14 protein-coding genes and 1 pseudogene are annotated in these 18,589 nt (G+C 60.1%); 7 read left to right on the top strand and 8 right to left on the bottom strand.

The genetic code is table 11. The features are described 5' to 3' along the window. Positions 1-174: 174 nt before the first annotated feature. Complete coding sequence (locus tag PY310_RS06135) at positions 175-594, top strand: Lrp/AsnC family transcriptional regulator (protein WP_419095452.1); 420 nt, start codon at positions 175-177, stop codon at positions 592-594. A gap of 20 nt (positions 595-614) precedes the next feature. On the opposite strand, the gene PY310_RS06130 is transcribed toward PY310_RS06135, so the two are convergent. Together PY310_RS06130 and PY310_RS06125 are read right to left on the bottom strand one after the other, a co-directional pair. Further along, entirely contained in the window at positions 615-1,022 is a 408-nt protein-coding gene (locus tag PY310_RS06130) for a nuclear transport factor 2-like protein (RefSeq protein WP_275213409.1), read from the bottom strand. Positions 1,023-1,039: 17 nt separating this feature from the next. Next, the gene (locus PY310_RS06125) at positions 1,040-1,708 is read right to left on the bottom strand and encodes a hypothetical protein (RefSeq protein WP_275213407.1); all 669 of its coding nucleotides are present in this window, start codon (positions 1,706-1,708) and stop codon (positions 1,040-1,042) included. A 231-nt stretch (positions 1,709-1,939) separates the two neighbouring features. On the opposite strand from PY310_RS06125, the gene PY310_RS06120 reads away from it, so the two are divergent. After that, positions 1,940-2,842: a COG4705 family protein gene (locus PY310_RS06120; RefSeq protein ID WP_275213405.1), complete on the top strand. Its 903-nt coding sequence runs from the start codon at positions 1,940-1,942 to the stop codon at positions 2,840-2,842. Positions 2,843-2,844: 2 nt separating this feature from the next. Here the strand turns inward: PY310_RS06120 and PY310_RS06115 are convergent, their stop codons facing one another. Beyond that, a complete protein-coding gene (locus PY310_RS06115) occupies positions 2,845-4,050 on the bottom strand; it encodes an acyltransferase family protein (RefSeq protein ID WP_275213403.1) in 1,206 nt (401 codons plus the stop codon). A 384-nt stretch (positions 4,051-4,434) separates the two neighbouring features. Between PY310_RS06115 and PY310_RS06110 the strand changes: the two genes are divergently transcribed. Continuing rightward, the gene (locus tag PY310_RS06110; RefSeq protein WP_275213401.1) at positions 4,435-6,492 is read left to right on the top strand and encodes a hypothetical protein; all 2,058 of its coding nucleotides are present in this window, start codon (positions 4,435-4,437) and stop codon (positions 6,490-6,492) included. Between the two features lie 3 nt (positions 6,493-6,495). On the opposite strand, the gene PY310_RS06105 is transcribed toward PY310_RS06110, so the two are convergent. Together PY310_RS06105 and PY310_RS06100 are read right to left on the bottom strand one after the other, a co-directional pair. Continuing rightward, positions 6,496-7,797 (bottom strand): O-antigen ligase family protein, encoded by a 1,302-nt coding sequence (locus PY310_RS06105; RefSeq protein WP_275213477.1) that lies wholly within the window; start codon positions 7,795-7,797, stop codon positions 6,496-6,498. Positions 7,798-8,859: 1,062 nt separating this feature from the next. After that, positions 8,860-9,516, bottom strand: coding sequence for an MFS transporter (locus tag PY310_RS06100; RefSeq protein ID WP_275213399.1), 657 nt, complete (start codon positions 9,514-9,516; stop codon positions 8,860-8,862). A 1,625-nt stretch (positions 9,517-11,141) separates the two neighbouring features. On the opposite strand from PY310_RS06100, the gene PY310_RS06095 reads away from it, so the two are divergent. The 4 genes from PY310_RS06095 to PY310_RS06080 all read left to right on the top strand — a co-directional run bounded on the left by PY310_RS06095 (position 11,142) and on the right by PY310_RS06080 (position 15,879). Next, positions 11,142-12,215 (top strand): lipid II:glycine glycyltransferase FemX, encoded by a 1,074-nt coding sequence (locus PY310_RS06095; RefSeq protein ID WP_275213397.1) that lies wholly within the window; start codon positions 11,142-11,144, stop codon positions 12,213-12,215. A gap of 93 nt (positions 12,216-12,308) precedes the next feature. Next, entirely contained in the window at positions 12,309-14,156 is a 1,848-nt protein-coding gene (locus PY310_RS06090) for a sugar transferase (protein WP_275213395.1), read from the top strand. After that, entirely contained in the window at positions 14,153-14,917 is a 765-nt protein-coding gene (locus tag PY310_RS06085; protein WP_275213393.1) for a GNAT family N-acetyltransferase, read from the top strand. Before PY310_RS06090 ends, PY310_RS06085 begins: the two co-directional genes overlap by 4 nt. A 23-nt stretch (positions 14,918-14,940) precedes the next feature. After that, positions 14,941-15,879, top strand: a complete 939-nt coding sequence (locus tag PY310_RS06080) for a DegT/DnrJ/EryC1/StrS family aminotransferase (RefSeq protein WP_275213391.1) — start codon at positions 14,941-14,943, stop codon at positions 15,877-15,879. 193 nt (positions 15,880-16,072) lie between these two features. Here PY310_RS06080 and PY310_RS06075 read toward each other — a convergent pair whose 3' ends face one another. The 3 genes and pseudogenes from PY310_RS06075 to PY310_RS21625 all read right to left on the bottom strand — a co-directional run. Next, on the bottom strand, positions 16,073-17,227 hold the full coding sequence (locus tag PY310_RS06075) for a glycosyltransferase (protein WP_275213390.1): 1,155 nt from the start codon (positions 17,225-17,227) through the stop codon (positions 16,073-16,075). After that, on the bottom strand, positions 17,224-17,763 hold the full coding sequence (locus tag PY310_RS06070; RefSeq protein ID WP_275213389.1) for a glycosyltransferase: 540 nt from the start codon (positions 17,761-17,763) through the stop codon (positions 17,224-17,226). Before PY310_RS06070 ends, PY310_RS06075 begins: the two co-directional genes overlap by 4 nt. Positions 17,764-17,847: 84 nt before the next feature. Further along, positions 17,848-18,384, bottom strand: a pseudogene (locus PY310_RS21625) (glycosyltransferase); the annotation flags it as partial. Positions 18,385-18,589: the final 205 nt, after the last annotated feature.

The following is an 18,589-nucleotide window of genomic DNA, read 5'->3' as shown; positions in this document are numbered from 1 at the left end:
AGCATCGATCCACCCGATGTTTCGTATCCGGACCCGCCCCGATTCGTGGAGCAAGCGGCCATGGAAGGCTATTCTGGGAGACGAATCGTCATCACGGGCGGGCACCGACGCCAGGGAGTTGTAGATATTGTGGCAGGCACATCAGACCGGGCTGACGCGGCGCCGCTGGACGACGTGGACCGTGACATTATCCGTGAGCTGACCCGGGACGGCAGGATGTCCGTCACCCAGGTGGCGCAGAACGTCCACATCTCCCGGGCCCACGCCTACACCCGGATCGCCCGGCTCACCAGTGAAGGGGTGCTGACCAAGTTCACCGCCCTGGTGGACCCCATCAAGGCGGGGCTCAAGTCCTCCGCGTACGTCACGCTCAAGGTCAGCCAGCACTCCTGGCGCGAACTGCGCGAGGAGCTCAGGGCCATCCCTGAGGTCCACCACATTGCGCTGGTGGGCGGTGACTTCGATGTCATCCTTCTGGTCCGCGCCATCGACAACACGGACCTGCGCCGGGTGATCTTTGACCAGCTGCAGTCCATGCCGGGCGTCCTGGACACGCAGACGTTCCTGGTGTTCGAGGACGTGGACACGCGCTAGTGCGTCCGCGGTCCGTGGAGCTAGGGGTCCGGCGGGGGCGGGTCTGCCAGCCGTTCGGAGCGCCATGGGGCGCGCCACTCCGGAGCATCCCAGCCGTCCATGATGTAGATCCGCTCATGCGCAACCCGGTCTCCCCGGAACTCCATCAGGCTGACGGTGAACATCCACGGTGCACCGTCATAGCTGATCAGGTTTTCGACAACAACCAGATCAGCACGAAGAGTGATTCGACGGGTATAGAACTTGACCGCTGCCGGATATTGCCGGCGCCATTCGCGGAAGTTCTCCACGCCTTCGAACCGTTCGCCGGACTGAGGGAACTCAAGCACAGCGTCGTCGTGGTAGATCTCGTGGGTGATGTCCTGGTCCGTGCCGGCGTACTCCCAGTGCCGCTGGAGAGCCTGCAGGAGTTCAGCTTCTTCGAGCATCCTTCGCCTCCGCGTGCCTAGTGCGTCCGCGGCCCGTGGCCGCGGATCCGGTAGGCGTAGACCAGCAGGCCGATGCCCGCCAGGATCATGACGGCGGGAACGGCGAACTCCAGGGGAACGAGCAAGGCCGTGGCCTGGAGCGCGAAGAGCACTCCCAGCACGCCGAGGACGGCTGCCGGAATCAGGGGCCACTTCATGGTGCCGGTGTGACCGGACGTCCGGACCGGCACAGCGGAGAGCGCCCCGAAGGTGGCGGCCAGGCCCAGGAACAGGACTCCCGCCACGGCCCTGCCCTGCAGCGCCGGGAGTGCCACGATGACGCCCAGCGTGAACATCACCCCAGCCGGGATGAGGGCCCACCAGTTGGCCGGGACCCGCGCGTACACGGCGGCGAACCCGGCGGCCATAAACAGGAACAGGTAGGCCCCGCCGGCACTGCCGGGCGCCACCTGGGAAGCGGTGATGACCGCGGCCAGGCCCAGGAAGACGGAGCCGGGGATCGCTGCCCACCATTGATCACGGCGGCGGAAGAAGAAGACGGCCAGGAACACGGCCCCCACCGCGGCGAACATCAGGGCCGGCACGTAGACGCCGCTGTCCACCACACCCAGCCGGTCCAGCAGGAACAGCAGGCCCACCGCCATCAGGACGATACCCGCAATGATGCTTGTCTTTGCCGATTCCACCGTTTGCCTCCTGACATACCACAGGCGGCAGCGCCGCGCTGCTTCCTTCAGGCTAGGTCCGGCCCGGAACCGGGCGTAGGGCACAAAGCCCCGGCGGCGTGGTGTGCCTACCGCGTGCCGGCGGGCTCCAGCTCCCGGGCGGACTCCGGACCGTCCAAGTATGCATTCCTGACCTACCATGATGAAACAGCGGTTCAGGAAACTGCCGGGTCCATCAGCGATAATCACCGCATGATAGAACCCGCGCAGGAGAACACACCGCCCAACGGCGCCACGGCAGCTGTCCTTGAAACCGGCAGGCCCTCAACCCGGACGGGCGGCTCCGCACGCAGTGCCCTGGTCAAGGTCCCGGAAATCACGGCTTTGTTCTGGGTGGCCAAAGTGCTCACCACCGGGATGGGCGAGACCACCTCGGACTTCCTGGTCCACCACCTGGACCCGGCCGTGGCGCTGGCGCTCGGCGCAATCGGCCTGGCCGGTTCACTGATCCTCCAGTTTGCCGTCCGGCGCTATACGGCGTGGGTCTACTGGCTGGCAGTGGTGGTGGTGAGTGTGTTCGGCACCATGGCCGCGGACGCCGTGCACGTTGTGCTGGGTGTGCCCTATGCGGCATCGGCGGTGTTCTTCCTGGCAGTGCTCTTGGCAGTGTTCGTCATCTGGTTCCGGACCGAAAAGACGCTGTCCATCCACAGCGTGGACACCCGGCGCCGCGAGGTCTTCTACTGGGCGGCCGTTCTGGCGACTTTCGCCCTGGGCACCGCCATCGGCGATATGACCGCGTACAGCCTGGATCTTGGCTACTTCGCGTCCGGCATCCTCTTCGCTGCGGTGATAGGCCTGGCCGTGCTGGCGTACTGGCGCCGCTGGGTTGCGGCCATCCCGGCGTTCTGGTCCATCTACATCCTCACCCGCCCGCTGGGAGCGTCTTTCGCGGACTGGACCGCCGTGGGCGCGGACCGCGGCGGCATGGACTGCGGAACAGGGCCGGTCAGTGTGGGGCTCGCCTTGTGCATCGCGGCCGTGGTTGCTCCCAGGCCATCGCAGGCAAGAGAGGCTGACGGCGCCCGGTCACAGCTCGGCGAGAACCCAGCCCGCGTTCTCGGTCTGCTGAGCCGTGCAACACACGTTCGGTGACGCTACGGTGTCCCGGCGGGCTCCAGCTCCCGGGCGGGCTCCGGAACGGAACGGACGACGGCGGGTTCCAGCCTTTTGGAGGCCCAGCGGCGGATGGGGCGCTCCACAAAGCGGAACGACAGGTACGCCATCAGCACGGTCAGCGCCGCCGCGAGCGGCACGCGGAGCCAGAGTGACGGGACCAGCGGTATCAGCAGGAGGTAGATGGGCAGGTGCCAGAGGTAGGCGGCGTAGGAGAGGTCGCGGCCGGGGTTGGCGAGCCAGGGGTGGCTCAGGATCCGTGAGCCGGGGCCGGCCGGGCGGAGGACCAGCGATCCGATGACCACCGCGGACAGCAGTGCCAGGGCGGTGGGACCGGCGGTCCAGAAGACGTTGAACCAGGTGCCGGTCTCGTTCGGTTCCTTGAGCAGGAATACCGCGGCCAGCAGGGAGAGCCCGGCGAGCGGTCCGGCCCAGCGTGCGCCGGCCTGCAAGGAGGCGTGGACCCGGGAACCCGGCTTGACCGCGGTGAACAGCAAGGCGAGGGTGCAGCCCAGCAGCAGCTGGTCAGCCCGGGTGTCCGGCCCGTTGTAGAGCCGGGCCAGCGGCGCCCCGCCGGACACTAGGAAGAACCGTAACACCAGGAACCCGGCAGCCAGGGCTGCAGTGAGCCAAGTGACGCTGCGGACTTTCCAGAATCGCAGCATCACCAGAAGGAGCAGCGGCCAGACCAGGTAGAACTGCTCCTCGACGGCCAGTGTCCAGGTGGGGCTCAGCGCGTTGCCGCCGGTGGAAGAGCCGAAGACGCCGTAGTTGGCCAAGTTCATCACGTAGCCGGCCGCCGGGATGGCGTTGGCTTCCTGGCCGCCCCACCCGGACAGCGGAAAGATGATCCCGACAAGAACCACCACGCCGCAGACCGCCAGCAGCGCGGGCCAGAGCCGGGCCAGCCGCTTGGCGTAGAAGGTGCCCAGGCGCAGCCGGCCCGTCTCCCGGTACTCCTTCATGATCAGGAGGGTGATCACAAAGCCGCTGAGCGTGAAGAAGACGTCCACGCCGATCGATCCGCCGGGGACGAGTTCCGTCACGGTATGGAAGAGGAAGACGCCGGCTACCGCAACAGTGCGCAGCCCGTCCAGGGCATGTTTGCGACCGGAAATCAGCCCGTCGTGGGGCTCAACTGGACGGTCCGTCGTCGTTTGGGTTCCACTACTTGACCATAAATTCACCCATCAAGACTACATAACGTTTCTATAACTACGCTGAGTGCAGGCTAGGTGGAGCCCTAAGGAGGGCAGCGGCAACCTCGTCGTTGTCCGCGGCGATGGAGTTCCGATCCGCTTCGGAGCACGCTGGGCATCCTTGAAGTTCGCCGGGCGCCTCGCGGTTGTACGTTGCCTCGGCCCATCGATCGGGGGACACGAAACGGACAATCTGCCACTTATGTCGGGAAGGGAAGCCTCCCCCGCTCCCTTGCGGATTTTGACGTTCTCCCCGGCAATACTGCCGCGCAGAACCGCGCTGGTTTCCTCGCCGCGCAGGCGTCGGGATTCGTTGACTTCATCCTCTCGCCCGGCACCTACCAGTGGGCGGCCGCTGGTAATGGTCAGTGGATGATGACATTCACTGGCAAGAGCCGAATCCGCGTCCGAGGCGTCGAAGCCGTCCTCAACGACACCACGGCATACAGCAACAATGGCGGCCTTGAGGGCGTCTTCCTGTTCGACAATTGCCGCGACGTGGAGGTGTCCGGCATCGAGTATGTCGGCCCGGCCCTTGCTACACCGGCCACCCATCTCGGCTACCAGGGGGCAACCTTCGTCCGGGCCATCACTGTCACGGACGGGTTGAAGGTGGATGGGCGTCTGACGAATCTGCGATACGGCGTCCAGAGCGGCGATTACGCCGACCCGACAAAGGGCGGCTGCCGCAACTTCGACATCCGTCTCCGCACCTTCTTCTGCGGATACCCGCTGGCGACCTATCTTGCCGAGGGAATCAAGTTCGACATCGACGCGGACCACGTCCACCGCGGCGCTTACCTCTCTGGGGCACGCGCCGTAAAGGGAACGCTGCGGTACTCGAACAGTTACATTGCCGAAGCGGCCTTCCTCGTAACGGACGCTATTCTCACCGGGACCGACGCCGCCGCCCAGGCTGCACCAGTGGCCAGCCCGACAACATCCTTCGGTGCTGATGGGATCGACGTCGATGTCTACGACAAGGGATCGGTTGTGTTCCAGCCCAACTCTTATATGGCTGCAATCTCTCTTTCACGGGTGGACCCCGGCACCTACTTCCGCAATATCGAGATCCGGCTGCACGGGGCGCAAGCCACCGACGCGATCTCCACCCAAGTCCACGGGTTCGGAATCACATCGGTGGCGAAGACCTACCAGACCCGATACCCGTTCAACTGGGAATCCACGATCCTGCTGGAGAACATCGAAGTATCGGGAACGCTAGACAAGTCGGCCACCACAATAACCAACGGCACGGCCGGCGCCCTGAACATCCGAACGGACGACCCCGCTGCACCTACCCATTTCGCCACGGTGCGTAACCTAAAGCTCAATGGGCTAACCATCAAGAAGGGGGTTAGTTACGCTCCCTCGAATGTCTACGTGCGGGGCCTGGTATCCCCCTTGACGCTCGATGGATTCAACGCTGACGGGCTTTATGTCACAGTAGCCGGAAACGCCACGTACCCGGTCGTGGTCAACCAGTCGAGTATCGGCACCCTTGATGTGTCACTCGTCTCCGGGACGAAGATCGTTCCGGGAGCAGGAACAGTGATTGGGGGCTACGTCGGGACACCTGTGCTGCCTACAGCTTTCGCCGCTACGGATGTCCAGGTCTTCACCCCCGGGGTGTCCACCTGGACGAAGCCTGCCAATGCGGTGGCAGTGAAAGTGCTTGTCATCCAGGCAGGTGCAGGTGGCGGATCGGGGCGGCGGGGCGCGGCGGGCACTGTTCGGTGCGGCGGTGGCGGTGGCGGGTCAGGTAACGCCACTGAGATGCTGTTCCGCGCATCGGACCTCCCGGCAACCGTCAACGTGAACGTTACATCCGGTGGCGCGGGCGGCGCTGCCGTTACAGCGGACGACACCAATGGCAATAGCGGCGTCGCACCATCGGCGTGCTTCTTCGGTTCAACCGGCGCGACAGCCCTGGTAAGCACGATTGCGCCGTCACCAGGCGGCGGAGGCACCAACGCGACCGGCGCGGGTGGCGCATCCTATGGAATCTTCCAATGGTCCGGGCAAAAGGGCGCGAACGCTTCCACTACAGGACTGGCCGGATCAACGGCAAGCGCGGGCGTCGCACCCGGAACGGCAACCACAGCGGGTGGCTCGGGCGGCGGCATTACGTCTGGTGACGTGGCTTCCGTGGGCGGCGCCGGGTCCTCTACCGGTCAGCGACCAGCCGCAACCGTTGCCGCAGCAGGGGCGATAGGCGGCGCGGGGGGAACTCCAACGGTCCCCGCACCCGGCCTGTTCGGTGCGGGCGCGGGTGGTGGTGGCTCATCCATCACCGCTGCCGGTGGCGCTGGTGGTGCTGGCGTGGCAGGTTCAGGCGGCGGCGGCGGCGGGGCGTCATTGAACGGCAACAACTCAGGCGCCGGTGGTGCTGGCGGTGACGGTCTGATTATCGTCACCACGTACTTCTAGGGGTCAAGGGTTTCGGACGCGGGGGCGCTTACCGTCAACGCCGTCTAGCCACTTCCGTGCCGCCCTCGTCTGCTTGGTCTCCTCGGCCTTAGGCCCTGGCGCGCTCCATTGCGCGTCGGGGTCTTTGTCGAGGAGCCCAAGCCGGGAGAACACCGCAACACCGATCCATGCAGCCGGCGAATGGTCCCAATAGCCGGTGAGGTAGCTGAGTGCCGAGGCGGCAATGAAGCACCCCATCAGGATTCTTGCACGGGGGTCAGTGCCCGCCGACCGCTTACCGAGAGAAGTCCATAGGACTGCCACGTAAACCAGTACGCCGACGATCCCCATTCCGGTCCCGATCTCCAGAATGAAGTTGTGCGCGCCGATCCCGTATGCGTTGCTGAGCTGAAACGTCGATGCACCGGACCCGACCCAAAACTTATCTTCCGAGACCCAAAAATCGCGGGCAATCGGCCAAATTATCAGGCGACCTGACCAGTCGCCCGTAGCCCGCCCGAACACGCTCTCAAACGCTAGTGACGCAGTATCGATAGCACCTGTCGTGATTGCCGCGGCGGCGGCAATGGCTGCGGCAACGAGCATGCGTATGGGAGGCGTCTTGGCGGCCCAGCACATGAGCAGCCACATGATCATCAAACCTAGCCCGATAAGTGCCCCGCGAGTATCGGATAGGACGATACCCAAAATGATCGATGCCGCTGCGGCCGTGAGCCAGAGCCGCCGGCCCGGCGTTCGGCGCTTGGTGGCCCACAGTAACGCGATCATCGCGAAACCGCCAACGAACGCATACCCGGCATAGTTGACGTTCAAGCCAACCAAGTCCAGGCGGGAGCCTTCAAGCGTCGTTACCTGCGTGGCGTTCTCGTTCCACACCCTGAATACGAGTACAGCGCACCCGGCAATGTAGCCTACTGCCACGGTTCGGAGCTGCTGGAGGGTTTGGATCACGTGACGGACAGCGATGAATATGACCACTACGACGGCATAGTTGCGCGCCGCACCTATTGAAGCATCAGGGAACTCTGACCATAGGGAGGATGCTGCCGCGAACAAGATCAACGCGAGTCCAAGCATTAGCGGGGCGTCGATACGCAAACGCCCCGGCCGACTCAGAGTGACCGCGGCGGCGGCAACGTACAGCCCATAGGTCCCCGCGGTCCCTGGGTCATAAACCGACAGCGCCGCGACCGCCGCCATCATGAACGTCGGCAGCCCTAACCTCAACGCCCGAGGGCGCGGTTCAAGAAGGAACTCATCCACAGATGGCTTGTCATTGTTTACGAGCAGGCTCGCGGTCCCCATAGTCACGAGCCCGATTCTACCCCGGCCCGTTATGGGCCAATAAGACCGGTTTTGTTCACTATCTTCCGGAGCCGTGGCAAGCAGTGCCACGGCTCCGGCGGTATGCCCTATCTATGACCATCACTGACTTTCTCGAATCGCGCACAGCCGAAGAAGAGGTTGCAGCCAATGCGGCTGCGCCATGGGCGACCGGGAGCGGGCATGAAGGCCAGCCGCCTGACTGGTCTATCCACTTCGACAGGTGGTCGCCCGCCCGCCCGCGAACTGGCTGAGTGCGCGGCTAAGCTGCGCGTCGTAGACCTTTAGAAGCGACACCGCGAAACCCGTGAGCCAACAGATCTCCTCTCACGCGTGAAGCAGAGGACGAACGGGCCCCGCAAGACCGCCGCACCCAAGAGGCACGAGGCCGCGCCGCAGAAGACGCCCTGCGGCCCCTCGCTGTCTACAAGAACCACCCGGACTACGGGCAGGAGTGGTAGCAAAAACACGTACGAGTACATATTTCGGCTAGCCCTGGCTACGTCTGAAATCTGCGATGCAGACCCGGCGGCGCACATGGCCTCCCTGGACGAATTCGAAGTCCGGCGCCGGCCGGGGGCGAATGGGAGCGTGCAAGGCAGCTCATCGCTGACCAGTAGTCTCCCTGAATGACGCCTCAGACCAGGGCAATCGTGCCGGAGCCAGACATACAGCACATCAAGGCCGCGCTCGTGCTGCGGGATGCGGGGCAAGGCCGGCGGCGGTGTTCGCGAGGTAGCCGCATCCACGGGCATCTTCACCACCACCATGCACAAGTACGGACGCACCCACGGCTGGGTCCACTAGCAAGCAGCGCGCAGGCTGGGCAGCGGAGCGAGAATGACCGGATGAGTTCACAGCCCGCCTTGAGGCAGTATCCGCTGTCCTAGCCCTTCTCGGCGAAGGTGTGGAGGATCCAGCCACACCCAATCAACCGGAGCCGCAGCGGCGGCAACAGAGCGCAGTAGCCGGATGCTGTGCCGCCGTCGCAGCCTTTGCGTGGAGTCATGGATACCCAAAGCTTCTGGTCTTTGAGGATGTACGCTACGGAACCACCCCCGACGGTGAGGCGGTTGCAACCCCGTCATCGTCGGCGGTGATGAGGATGTTGCCTTCACTGATCGACTCGGAGAGGACGTCGTGCTCGGCGGCGGTGGCAAGCGGCTTTTCCCTGATGAAGACCAGTACGACGGCGGCAATCACCGCCAGCGGGACCATCCAGATGAAGATGGGCGTCAGTGCGTCGTTGTAGGAGGAGACGATCAGGTCTTTGATCTCCGCAGGCAGGTGGTTAACCACCGCCGGCGTGAGGGAGTTCGACCCACCGGGTGTGCCCCCGCGTGTCTCAGCGGCGGGCATACGCTCGGTAAGGAGCGCCGCGAGGCGGCTGGCGAACAGGCTGCCCACCACGGCGGAGCCGAGGGTGGCGCCGATCTGGCGGAAGAAGTTGTTGGACGCCGTTGCGGTGCCCACTTCACGCAGCGGGAAGGAGTTCTGGACGATGAGGACGAGGATCTGCATGCTCAGGCCCAGCCCGAGGCCCATCACGGCCAGGTAGGCGCAGATTTCCCAGAGCGGCTGCCCGGGCTTGAGCGTGGAGAGCAGCACCAGCGCCACGGCCACCAGCACCGAACCGGCGATCGGCATCCACTTGTACCGGCCGGTCCGGCTCACCAGCTGGCCGGAACCCACGGAGGCCACCAGCAGGCCCGGACCCGACGTTGGAAGCCGGGCTCCGCACCCAAGTAGTGACCGCGCTGTTCTACTTGGGCAACGGCAACTCAGTCGGATTCTACGGCAGTAGCCTCGGCTCCTCCTTGAGGAAGATCAGGCGACAGCGGCGGACGCTGACTGCTACGGTCCGTCTAGTGGCACCGACACGCAACATTCTGCTACTGACTTTCGCGTGGTGGGCTCAACGCGAACTATGCCGCCAACAGTTGGTCAACGCCTTCACCGCGCCCCATGCCCTCGCAGAGGTGACGAGAAAGTTTGCGTCCGTCCAGCACGGGCTCTTCTGCTCCACGGAATTAGGCCAGACAGGTCCAGAGAACTCGGACTGGCGCGACGCTGAGTTCCTCACGATGGAGATGGGTGGGGCCCAACATCCACTGCAACCTCGTTGAGCTTCACCCACATGGCTCGTAGCATCTGCGTGCTCTCTTTTCGGACAGTGGCAGTTCTAACCCAGCACCCGTCCCACCGTTCGACCGTCAGATCGCCGCAGATGGACCGGGTCACGAACACATCGTCCGCCACCCAAGCCTCGCCGTCCCTGTATCCAAACATACCCACGGACGGATGAGTTGCCCGGTCCTTGTCCGCTTCAAGCCCCTCTTCATAGCTACCCATGCCAAGAAGTTAGTCCGCTGCGAGACACGAGACACGAGTATCCGGTACTGCATTCCCAGCGCCCGGCTACTTGCCTGGATGAGCGACGAGCGCAAGCAGCACCACATGAGACTTGAGCTTGCTGCCGGTTGCCAGTCTAAGGACGGGCAAATTGCGCCCAATCGCGATAAAACTCCCTCGCTGTTCTCCGCCCCAAAAATGTCGACCGGCCCCCGGCAGCGGCGATGCCCACTCCCAGGAGCTCGTCGGCGACGAAACGGTACGCGAATGCAACGCCGTCCGCGAGGATGTCCAGGGCAGCCTTGACTAAGCTTCGCACCGACCCGTCCCAGTCCGTCACCCTCAGCAGGTAATGAGCTTGCTTTCTGAACTTCAACACCCTGCAACTACCACCACGGGAGCATCGTCAGCGACAAGAACCGTACTGAGCGGGTAAACCATTTGGGCTGATGTCCCTGGCCAGGTGAGCAGCAGCCCAGCGCAGAATCTCATTCTCCTGCTCCAACACGCGTTTCCGTTTCTTCGGCTGCCGCATCTCGCCGACTACGCCTCCGCGGGCGGCCCCGGATTCCTCACGCTCGGCGGTGGCAACATAGCGCTCAAATGCCTGACCGCAAGTCCCAAATCCTTCGCAACCTGCGTCCATCGTCCGGATCGGGTTATATGCCTAACACATATTACTGATCAGCCCAAAAATGCCGCGTAGCCAACCGTATCTTTGCCCGTGATAGCGTGGCTCGAAGCGTAAACCGTGCCAGTGACACGCCAGTACATTGACGAGCCAAAGCGTTGGAAAGGACAACCGCAAGCATAGCTCGAATGATTGTCTTTTTCGTTAAGGCGGGCGCGCGGTTGTCCTTTCCCGAGCTGTCCGCAAAGCACTCGACAGGCACCTTGTTGAGCAATTGCAGCCGTATATATGCAGAGGAATAACGTTGGCCATCACTGCGATTGAGAGTTGGAAGTAAGTTATCGTGAGTCAATTCAGCGTTCTAACAGCCGACAGCCAGTATGACATTGAGCGATGGAGCGAAGCCTGGAATAGATGGCCAGCACGTGAAGTTTTTGCTCACCCTCATTATCTTCGTCTTTTCGGGACACACACGGAGAAGGCGGTCTGCGTTCTTTTTGAATCCCACAACGGGACCGTACTGTATCCATTCTTCCTCCGGAATGTTGATGCACCATATATGAAAGACATAGAATATCGAGGCGTTCGTGATATTGCTAGCCCGTACGGCTATGGGGGTCCGATGGTCATAGAAAGCTTTAACAGGAAGGCCTTGGCGGCAGAGTTCTGGAATCACTTTGATTCTTGGTGCGAGCGGTCAAATGTGATTTCTGAGTTCGTGCGATTTACTCTATTCACAGACTCACTGCTGGAGTTCCCCGGCGAAGCGGAAGTCATTCAGAATAATGTTGTTCGCTCGCTGGACTTGAGCGCGGAAGAGCTGTGGATGGATTTTGATCACAAGGTACGCAAGAATGTGAAGAAGGCTCAGCGCCTTGGTGTGACAATCGAGGTGGACCTTGAAGGTGAATTCTTCGATGATTTTTACCGAATCTATAAAGATACTATGGATCGACGTTCCGCATCGTCTGGATACTATTTTGGCGAAGATTTTTTTCGTGCGATCCACGAGTCACTTTCTGGGCAGTTTGCATATTTTCATGCTCGCCATGAAGAACGCATAGTCTCGACTGAGCTAGTTTTGCTGTCGGAAGAGAACGCCTATTCGTTTCTCGGAGGCACTTTGGGGGAGGCGTTTGACAAAAGACCAAATGACTTACTGAAGTTTGAGATTATGAAATGGGCCGGGCAAAACGGAAAGAAGCGCTTTGTCCTGGGCGGTGGATTTGCCGCTAACGATGGAATTTTTAAGTATAAGAAGGCATTTGCTCCGTCCGGGAGCGTGCCCTTTCTGGTTGGACGCAGAATCCTGAACCCTGTGACCTATAACGCTTTGGTTGAAGGTAGCGTCGCTAGGCGGACGATAGACGGCGCGCCACCTATTCCAAACGGTTACTTCCCGGCATACCGAGGGTAGAACGTTTGTGCGGGTCACCCGAATAGTGGCTGAACTTGATCGCCAAAAATATCGCCCTGACTGTCATCCCTTTGCCCTCGATAGGACCTGCCCATGCACATTCTGATTGTCAGCCAATGGTTTGATCCTGAACCGACCTTCAAGGGTCTGCTGTTTGCCAAGGAACTCCAGCGCCAGGGCCACCAAGTGAGTGTACTTACTGGCTTTCCCAATTACCCAGGAGGGAAGATTTATCCCGGGTACCGCGTTAGGCCGTTTCAACGGGAAGTCATACAAGGTATCCCGGTTAACAGGGTTGCCCTCTATCCGAGTCACGATAGTTCTGGCATCAGGCGGGCACTCAACTATGCTTCCTTTGCCGCCTCCGCTAGCATCGGCGCCCTGCTGGTTCAGCGACCAGACGTCGCCTACGTTTACCACCCGCCCGCGACGGTGGGTATCCCGGCGTTGGTGCTCAAGGTCCTTAGAGGCGTTCCCTTTGTCTACGATGTACAGGACCTATGGCCCGAGACTCTTGCTGCCACGGGAATGATCCGGGGTTCGTCTGTCCTTTCATTTGTGGACCGGGCGATGTTAGGGGTCTACCGAATGGCATCTCGGATCGCCGTGCTCTCCGAGGGCTTTGGCAGTGCACTCAAGCAAAAGGGGGTTCCGGCAGGCCGCATAGACGTTATTCCGAACTGGGCGGACGAAGCCCAGATCAACCTTGAGACGCGCTCTCCGGTGGCTGATTCAAATTGGCCTTTGGGACTCGGGGATAAGTTCACAGTCACATTCGCTGGAAATCTCGGCAAGGCGCAGGCCCTAGAGACTGTATTGGATGCTGCAGAACTCCTGAGGGACCAGGACGAGGTTCGCTTCCTCCTCATAGGCGCAGGAGTGGAGGCAACACGTCTGGCCGGTGAGGCCGAGCGCCGAGACTTGGATAATGTCATCTTCATTCCGCGGCAGCCGATAAGTAAAATTGGCGATTTCTTGAGCCGCTCCGACGCCCTTCTTGTGCACTTACGAAACGATCCATTGTTTGAAATAACCGTACCGTCCAAGACGCAGGCCTACCTCATGGCTGGTCGCCCGATTCTCATGGGGGTTAAAGGCGACGCGGCAGCAATGATCGAAGAGGCTGGGGCAGGGATAGCCTTTGAACCCGAATGCGCAGCTGACTTGGCAGAAGCGGTTAGGAATCTCATGTCGCGTACGCCTGGGGAGCGCCAAGCTTTGGGTGTGTCGGGTGCCAGATACTACGCTGAAAACCTGGCGCTCAAAGTTGGTGCGGAACGGTTCAGCAGGTCGCTGTTCATTGCAAGCCTCTCCAAGCCGAGAGTGCTTGGTGTGAAACGGCTGCTTGATGTTGTGTTCTCGGCGCTTGCTCTGGCCACTCTCGCCGTCCCGATGGGTGTCGTAGCTGTTCTGATTCGCAAGAAGCTGGGATCACCTGTGTTCTTTAGGCAGATACGGCCCGGACGCGACGGCAAGCTCTTCGAAATGTACAAATTCAGGACCATGACGGATGCAAGGGACGTTCATGGGCGACTCCTGCCTGATAGTGACAGACTGACTAGGTTCGGATCTCTGCTTAGAATAACGAGTTTCGACGAACTTCCGGAGCTGTGGAACGTTTTGAAAGGCCAAATGTCCCTCGTCGGCCCGCGGCCGCTGCTGACGCGTTACTCGGAATATTTCACGGAGGAAGAAAGCCTTCGGACCGTGGTGCGCCCAGGCATCACTGGCTGGGCCCAAGTCAACGGACGTAATACGTCATCATGGAGCGACCGCCTGGCGCATGATGTGCGGTACGTCAAGAGCTACTCCCTGGGCTTTGATGCCAAGATTCTAATTCTGACCGCATTGAAAGTCTTCCGCCGGCAGGGAGTCGTTGTGGACCCCGAATCGATCATGCAGAACCTGGATGATGAGCGGCGGGGAGCAAAGACTACATGAAGTCGATTCTCATCCGAGCCCTGACGAAAACCGATCTACCTGCAGTGTCCGATCTGATCCACGCTTCCTTCGGCGCGGCGCTCCGGCCCTTCATGACTTACACGCAGCATGGCATTGGAGCCTTTCTCTCGGTGCACGTGCAATATCCGGGTTCAGATCCCGGAAGGTACTTGCTGGTCGCTGTAGATGAAGCCAAGCAACAGGACGTTGTGGGATTCGCTGAGTTTCGAATCATAGGAGGCAACGTTGGTTTTCTTTCGTATGTCTGTATTACTGAATCCGCCCGAGGACGTGGGATCGCCCGAGCCTTCCTCGAGTCCTTCGTGGAAGATCGCCCAGAGCTGGATCAGTTGCAGTTGGACGTGTTCCAAGATAACGCTCCTGCGGTGTCCCTGTACCGCAAACTCGGATTCACACCCACCAGCACCGTCGCCTGGGTGTCGCGATCTATGCCAGCTCCCGTTGGAGCCGCCAGAATTCGCACCCTCCCGACGGCGTTGGCAAATCTCAGCACTTATGGCTTCTGTGAAATGGAGGTGATGAACGAAACATCCGTCACAAGGATTGGTCTAGTAGGTCAGACGGTACTGAGGTGTTTCTCCGCTCAAGCATTCGACGATGATGCCCTGCTCTCCAGCTTGAGGCGCCACTTCCCCCTTGTAGAGACGGCTCTAGTCATCTTGCCGACGGAGCACATCGCCGGAATATCCTCGGTCCACCAAGTAGTCAAACTATCCGACCGTATGAAACTCAGCCTCTAAGGCTGCACTGTAGAGGAGCTTATATGTCCCACCAAATAGCGAAGACTGCGGTTGACCGCGAGAATTTCTTCGAACCGGCTTTATTCTATCAATCAGCACGGGAAGGAATGCGCGACTTCCTGACTAACGTACTTCCTGAATCGCACGACGGGGTTTTACTCCCGGCCTTCATCGGCTGGTCCCCCAACGAGGGTAGCGGTGTCTTTGATCCTGTCGGTGAGCTAGGCAATCACTTTGGTTTCTACGATCTCAACCCAGACCTCACTGCGGATTTGGAGGATCTAGAGCGAAATCTGTCGACCGGAAGATACCGGGTACTCGTATTAATCCACTATTTCGGGCGAACGGAACCAGCACTTTCACGGGTCAGTGAGCTCGCACAGCAATATGATGTCCTCCTCCTCGAGGATCTGGCGCATGGCTTCTTCAGCTCAGTCAACGGCAAGGACGCAGGGTCATTCGGTCAGGTCCGCCTCTTCTCTTTGCACAAGATGTTTCCATTGACGCAAGGTGGCCTCATCACCTACTCGTCTCAGACACTTGTCAAAGGTCAGAAATCGACAATGGCCGAACTCGCCGTCGATATCATGTCCTACAACTGGGATGCAATCGCCGCGATAAGACGGGCGAACTTCGCAGGCTTAACCGAACGGCTAAAGTCACTACCCGAATTCGGCGGTAAATTTCAGCTCCTATGGCCGGAACTTGGGGCTTTGGACGTCCCGCAAACTCTTCCTGTGCGCATATTCGGCGATTCTCGTGACAACATTTATAAGTGTATGAATGAAGATGGCCTCGGCATGGTCAGCCTGTACCATACTCTGATAGATCACGTTCGACGCGACTTCGACTCGATGATGGACCTATCACGGCATATTATTAATTTTCCCGTGCACCAAGATGTCCGGCCTGAGTCGTTGGATTTCCTTGTCTCGGCTTTCCAGGCACGCCTAAACGACTAACGGAAGACGAATTTCTTGACTACGCCGGAGCAGCATCTGCCTACGATGCGCCGGCACTGCCGGGCCCTAAAGACTCCGCCGCGAAGCCTTGGTCGTGCGAGACTTGGCAGCCCAGGACGAGATCTTCGGCATTGATCTGGGTGGGCCTGCGCCCGGACCGGGTCCTGGAAGTCTCCTAATGAGCAGGACACCGTCATGCGGAACTCGCCGAGTTGTCGGGAGCGCCGCTGAAACCGCTGATGTATCTCATCGCGTCCAGATGCCCTCGCGTTGTATCCAACCGCGTGGGCAGTGCGCGAACGAATGCGGCACCTGCGCTAAGACGGCCCGAATCAGCGGGCGCATTCGCGTAGTAGCCAGCTATCAGTGCGGCTGCCTCCGCCGGATCTGTCGGGTTGAAATAATACGGTGCACTTCCGGAGATATCAGTTATAAACTCGAGGTTTGATGAAAAGACCGGCAGACCTAGGGCCATGCCCTCCAAGGGAGTGACTGAGGACGTTTCATTCAGGCTTGGGAAGAACACTCCGTCGCTCAGGCGGTATTGATCGTAGCATTCTGCTCGAGACAGCGTTCCGACTGCTGCAATACCAAGCGCGTTCTCAAGTCCAAGCGACTTTAACTCATCAGGCCGAAGCGTACACACTACCTGAAGCTCAACGCCATATTTCGCCCGGAGTATTTCAGCGGTCTTAGGAATTATTTGGTGGTTCTTATGCGGATAACCTCGCGCGGGATAGAACAGGCGAACCAGTGCTCGGTCGTTAACAACCTGGGGTATGCGTTGAGGTCTCGCCCGCGGGTCTTGGCCGAGGAAAATGTCTGCGGGGGCATTCGGGAATACCCAAACCCGCCGACCCGGGACACGTGCAGAGAGTTCCTTCGCCATGCTGTCGGTCTGTGTGAGAAAGGCGTCATATCGCGAAAGCAACAGGCGCTTTATGGCATTACGCCCAGCCGCCTTGGATCGATCGAGAATAGGCTGATGTTGGACCGCAGGCGTAAGGATGGATCTATCCGCAAAGCCCAATATTTCTTGCGACGCCATTCGCCCGACGTAGTCCGGACCCCTGAGCACGAGACGAACGTCAGCCCAGACCTTGCTTCTCCGTCGGAGAGTTTGAAGGTTGGCAGGATCCGTCCTCTGTACGACAGTCACTCCAAGACCGCGAAGCTCGTCCAATCGACTCATCTCGCTGGCGATCTCATCTGACACATAGACGAACCAATTCCGCGCCCAATTCATGTGATGTGTATCATAGAAATCCGGAAGCGTGTCTAAGAGGTTGGCAGCCCCGCCAATCGCTCCGCCAGTGCGAATGTTCGACGCATAGACGATGGCCCTCATAGATCCCCTGCTATAAATTTTGAAAGCGTGTCGCTCCAAGCTTTCGGCGTGTAGAGGTCCAAAGCATTTAGGCGAACAGACTCGCGGTCAATCTCGATAGGGAGACTGCGGAGTGCCTCGACTAACGCTTCCAGGGTTGGATTAGCTACGAGGACCGCATTCACACCGTTTTCGAGGTGCTCAGACAAATCGCTAAAAACATTACCAAGGATCGGCGTCCCTAAAATCAAGCTCTCCGGGACTTTCGAAGGAAATCCGAGATTCGATCTTCGATCCGCTTGATTCCGCAATACGACGCTAAACGTAGCGCTATGCACTACAGCTAGCGTCTCCTCCCAACCAAGACGGCCATGAAGGGTGAATGCTCCGGCGCTTAGTCGTTGGCCTAGAGCTGCCTTCGTCTGTTGACTATATGCCCCAACAACGTCTAGGTGGAATTTTTGGCCACCTGGATCCACCTCCGCCAGTGCGTTGGTGATCACTGAAAGACCGACGATATCCTTACCGCGAGCGCGAAGGTCGGTACCAGTTGTCACAAGGCGGATGCGATCTGTGAGTCGGGCACCAAAGGCCCGACTTCCAATGTCAAAAATCGGTGGAACAACTAGAGGGGCAGGCCCGCGCTTCCCCAAACGAGCAGCCATAGTCCTAGATATGGCGAAATAACGACCACGTCGCCAAGCAAGCGCGCGCATAGTGAGTTCATTTAATGCTGCAAATGGACCGAATTTGCCTCCTGGCAGGTCTGCCGGATTTAGCCATTCGGTAACGTCAACGACGAAGGGTATACGACGGTTTCGTGCAAAATGATCCAGACGAAGCAGCGCAACGGGGTCGGCATTATAAAGGATTAGTGCGTCCGGGTTGACGCCCTTAAGCTTCCTGGCTAGCTCGGAAGTAGAACCCCCGAGATAGCGGACTAGCCGAGATAGACCACGAGTGCCCTTCCCCCGAGGAGACCCGCCAGGAATCACCCGAATTCTTGACATGTCTAGGATAGAGTCCCACTCTTTCGACATTTGGTCTGAGACATGGTCGTTAGTGAATATCAGGACTTCGTGGCCCGCCTGCACAATCGCCTTAGCTAGCCCGACATTTCTCAGAGCCCCGGCGTTCACTGTGCGAAATGAGCTCGGAGTGAAGTAGGCAATTTTCATCGGCATCTCTTCGTAACTGGACTAGGTGAATCTTGGTGACACTCCACCGCGAATCGGAGTGCCTCGGCAAACCTGCGACGCACGAATGGGGCGTCGAACTGTTCAGGCAACTGGGGCAGACCAACGGACTCCCCGATGCTGCCTGCCCAGTCGCTTAGTTCTTCAACGACCTGCCTTAGCGAATCAGAACTGGTTGAGCGGGCAA

Origin of the sequence: Pseudarthrobacter naphthalenicus (genome assembly GCF_029076445.1) — a bacterium.
Classification (GTDB): domain Bacteria; phylum Actinomycetota; class Actinomycetes; order Actinomycetales; family Micrococcaceae; genus Arthrobacter; species Arthrobacter naphthalenicus.
The sequence above is the reverse complement of the archived record's forward strand: the minus strand, read 5'-3'. Positions and strand labels throughout refer to the sequence as shown.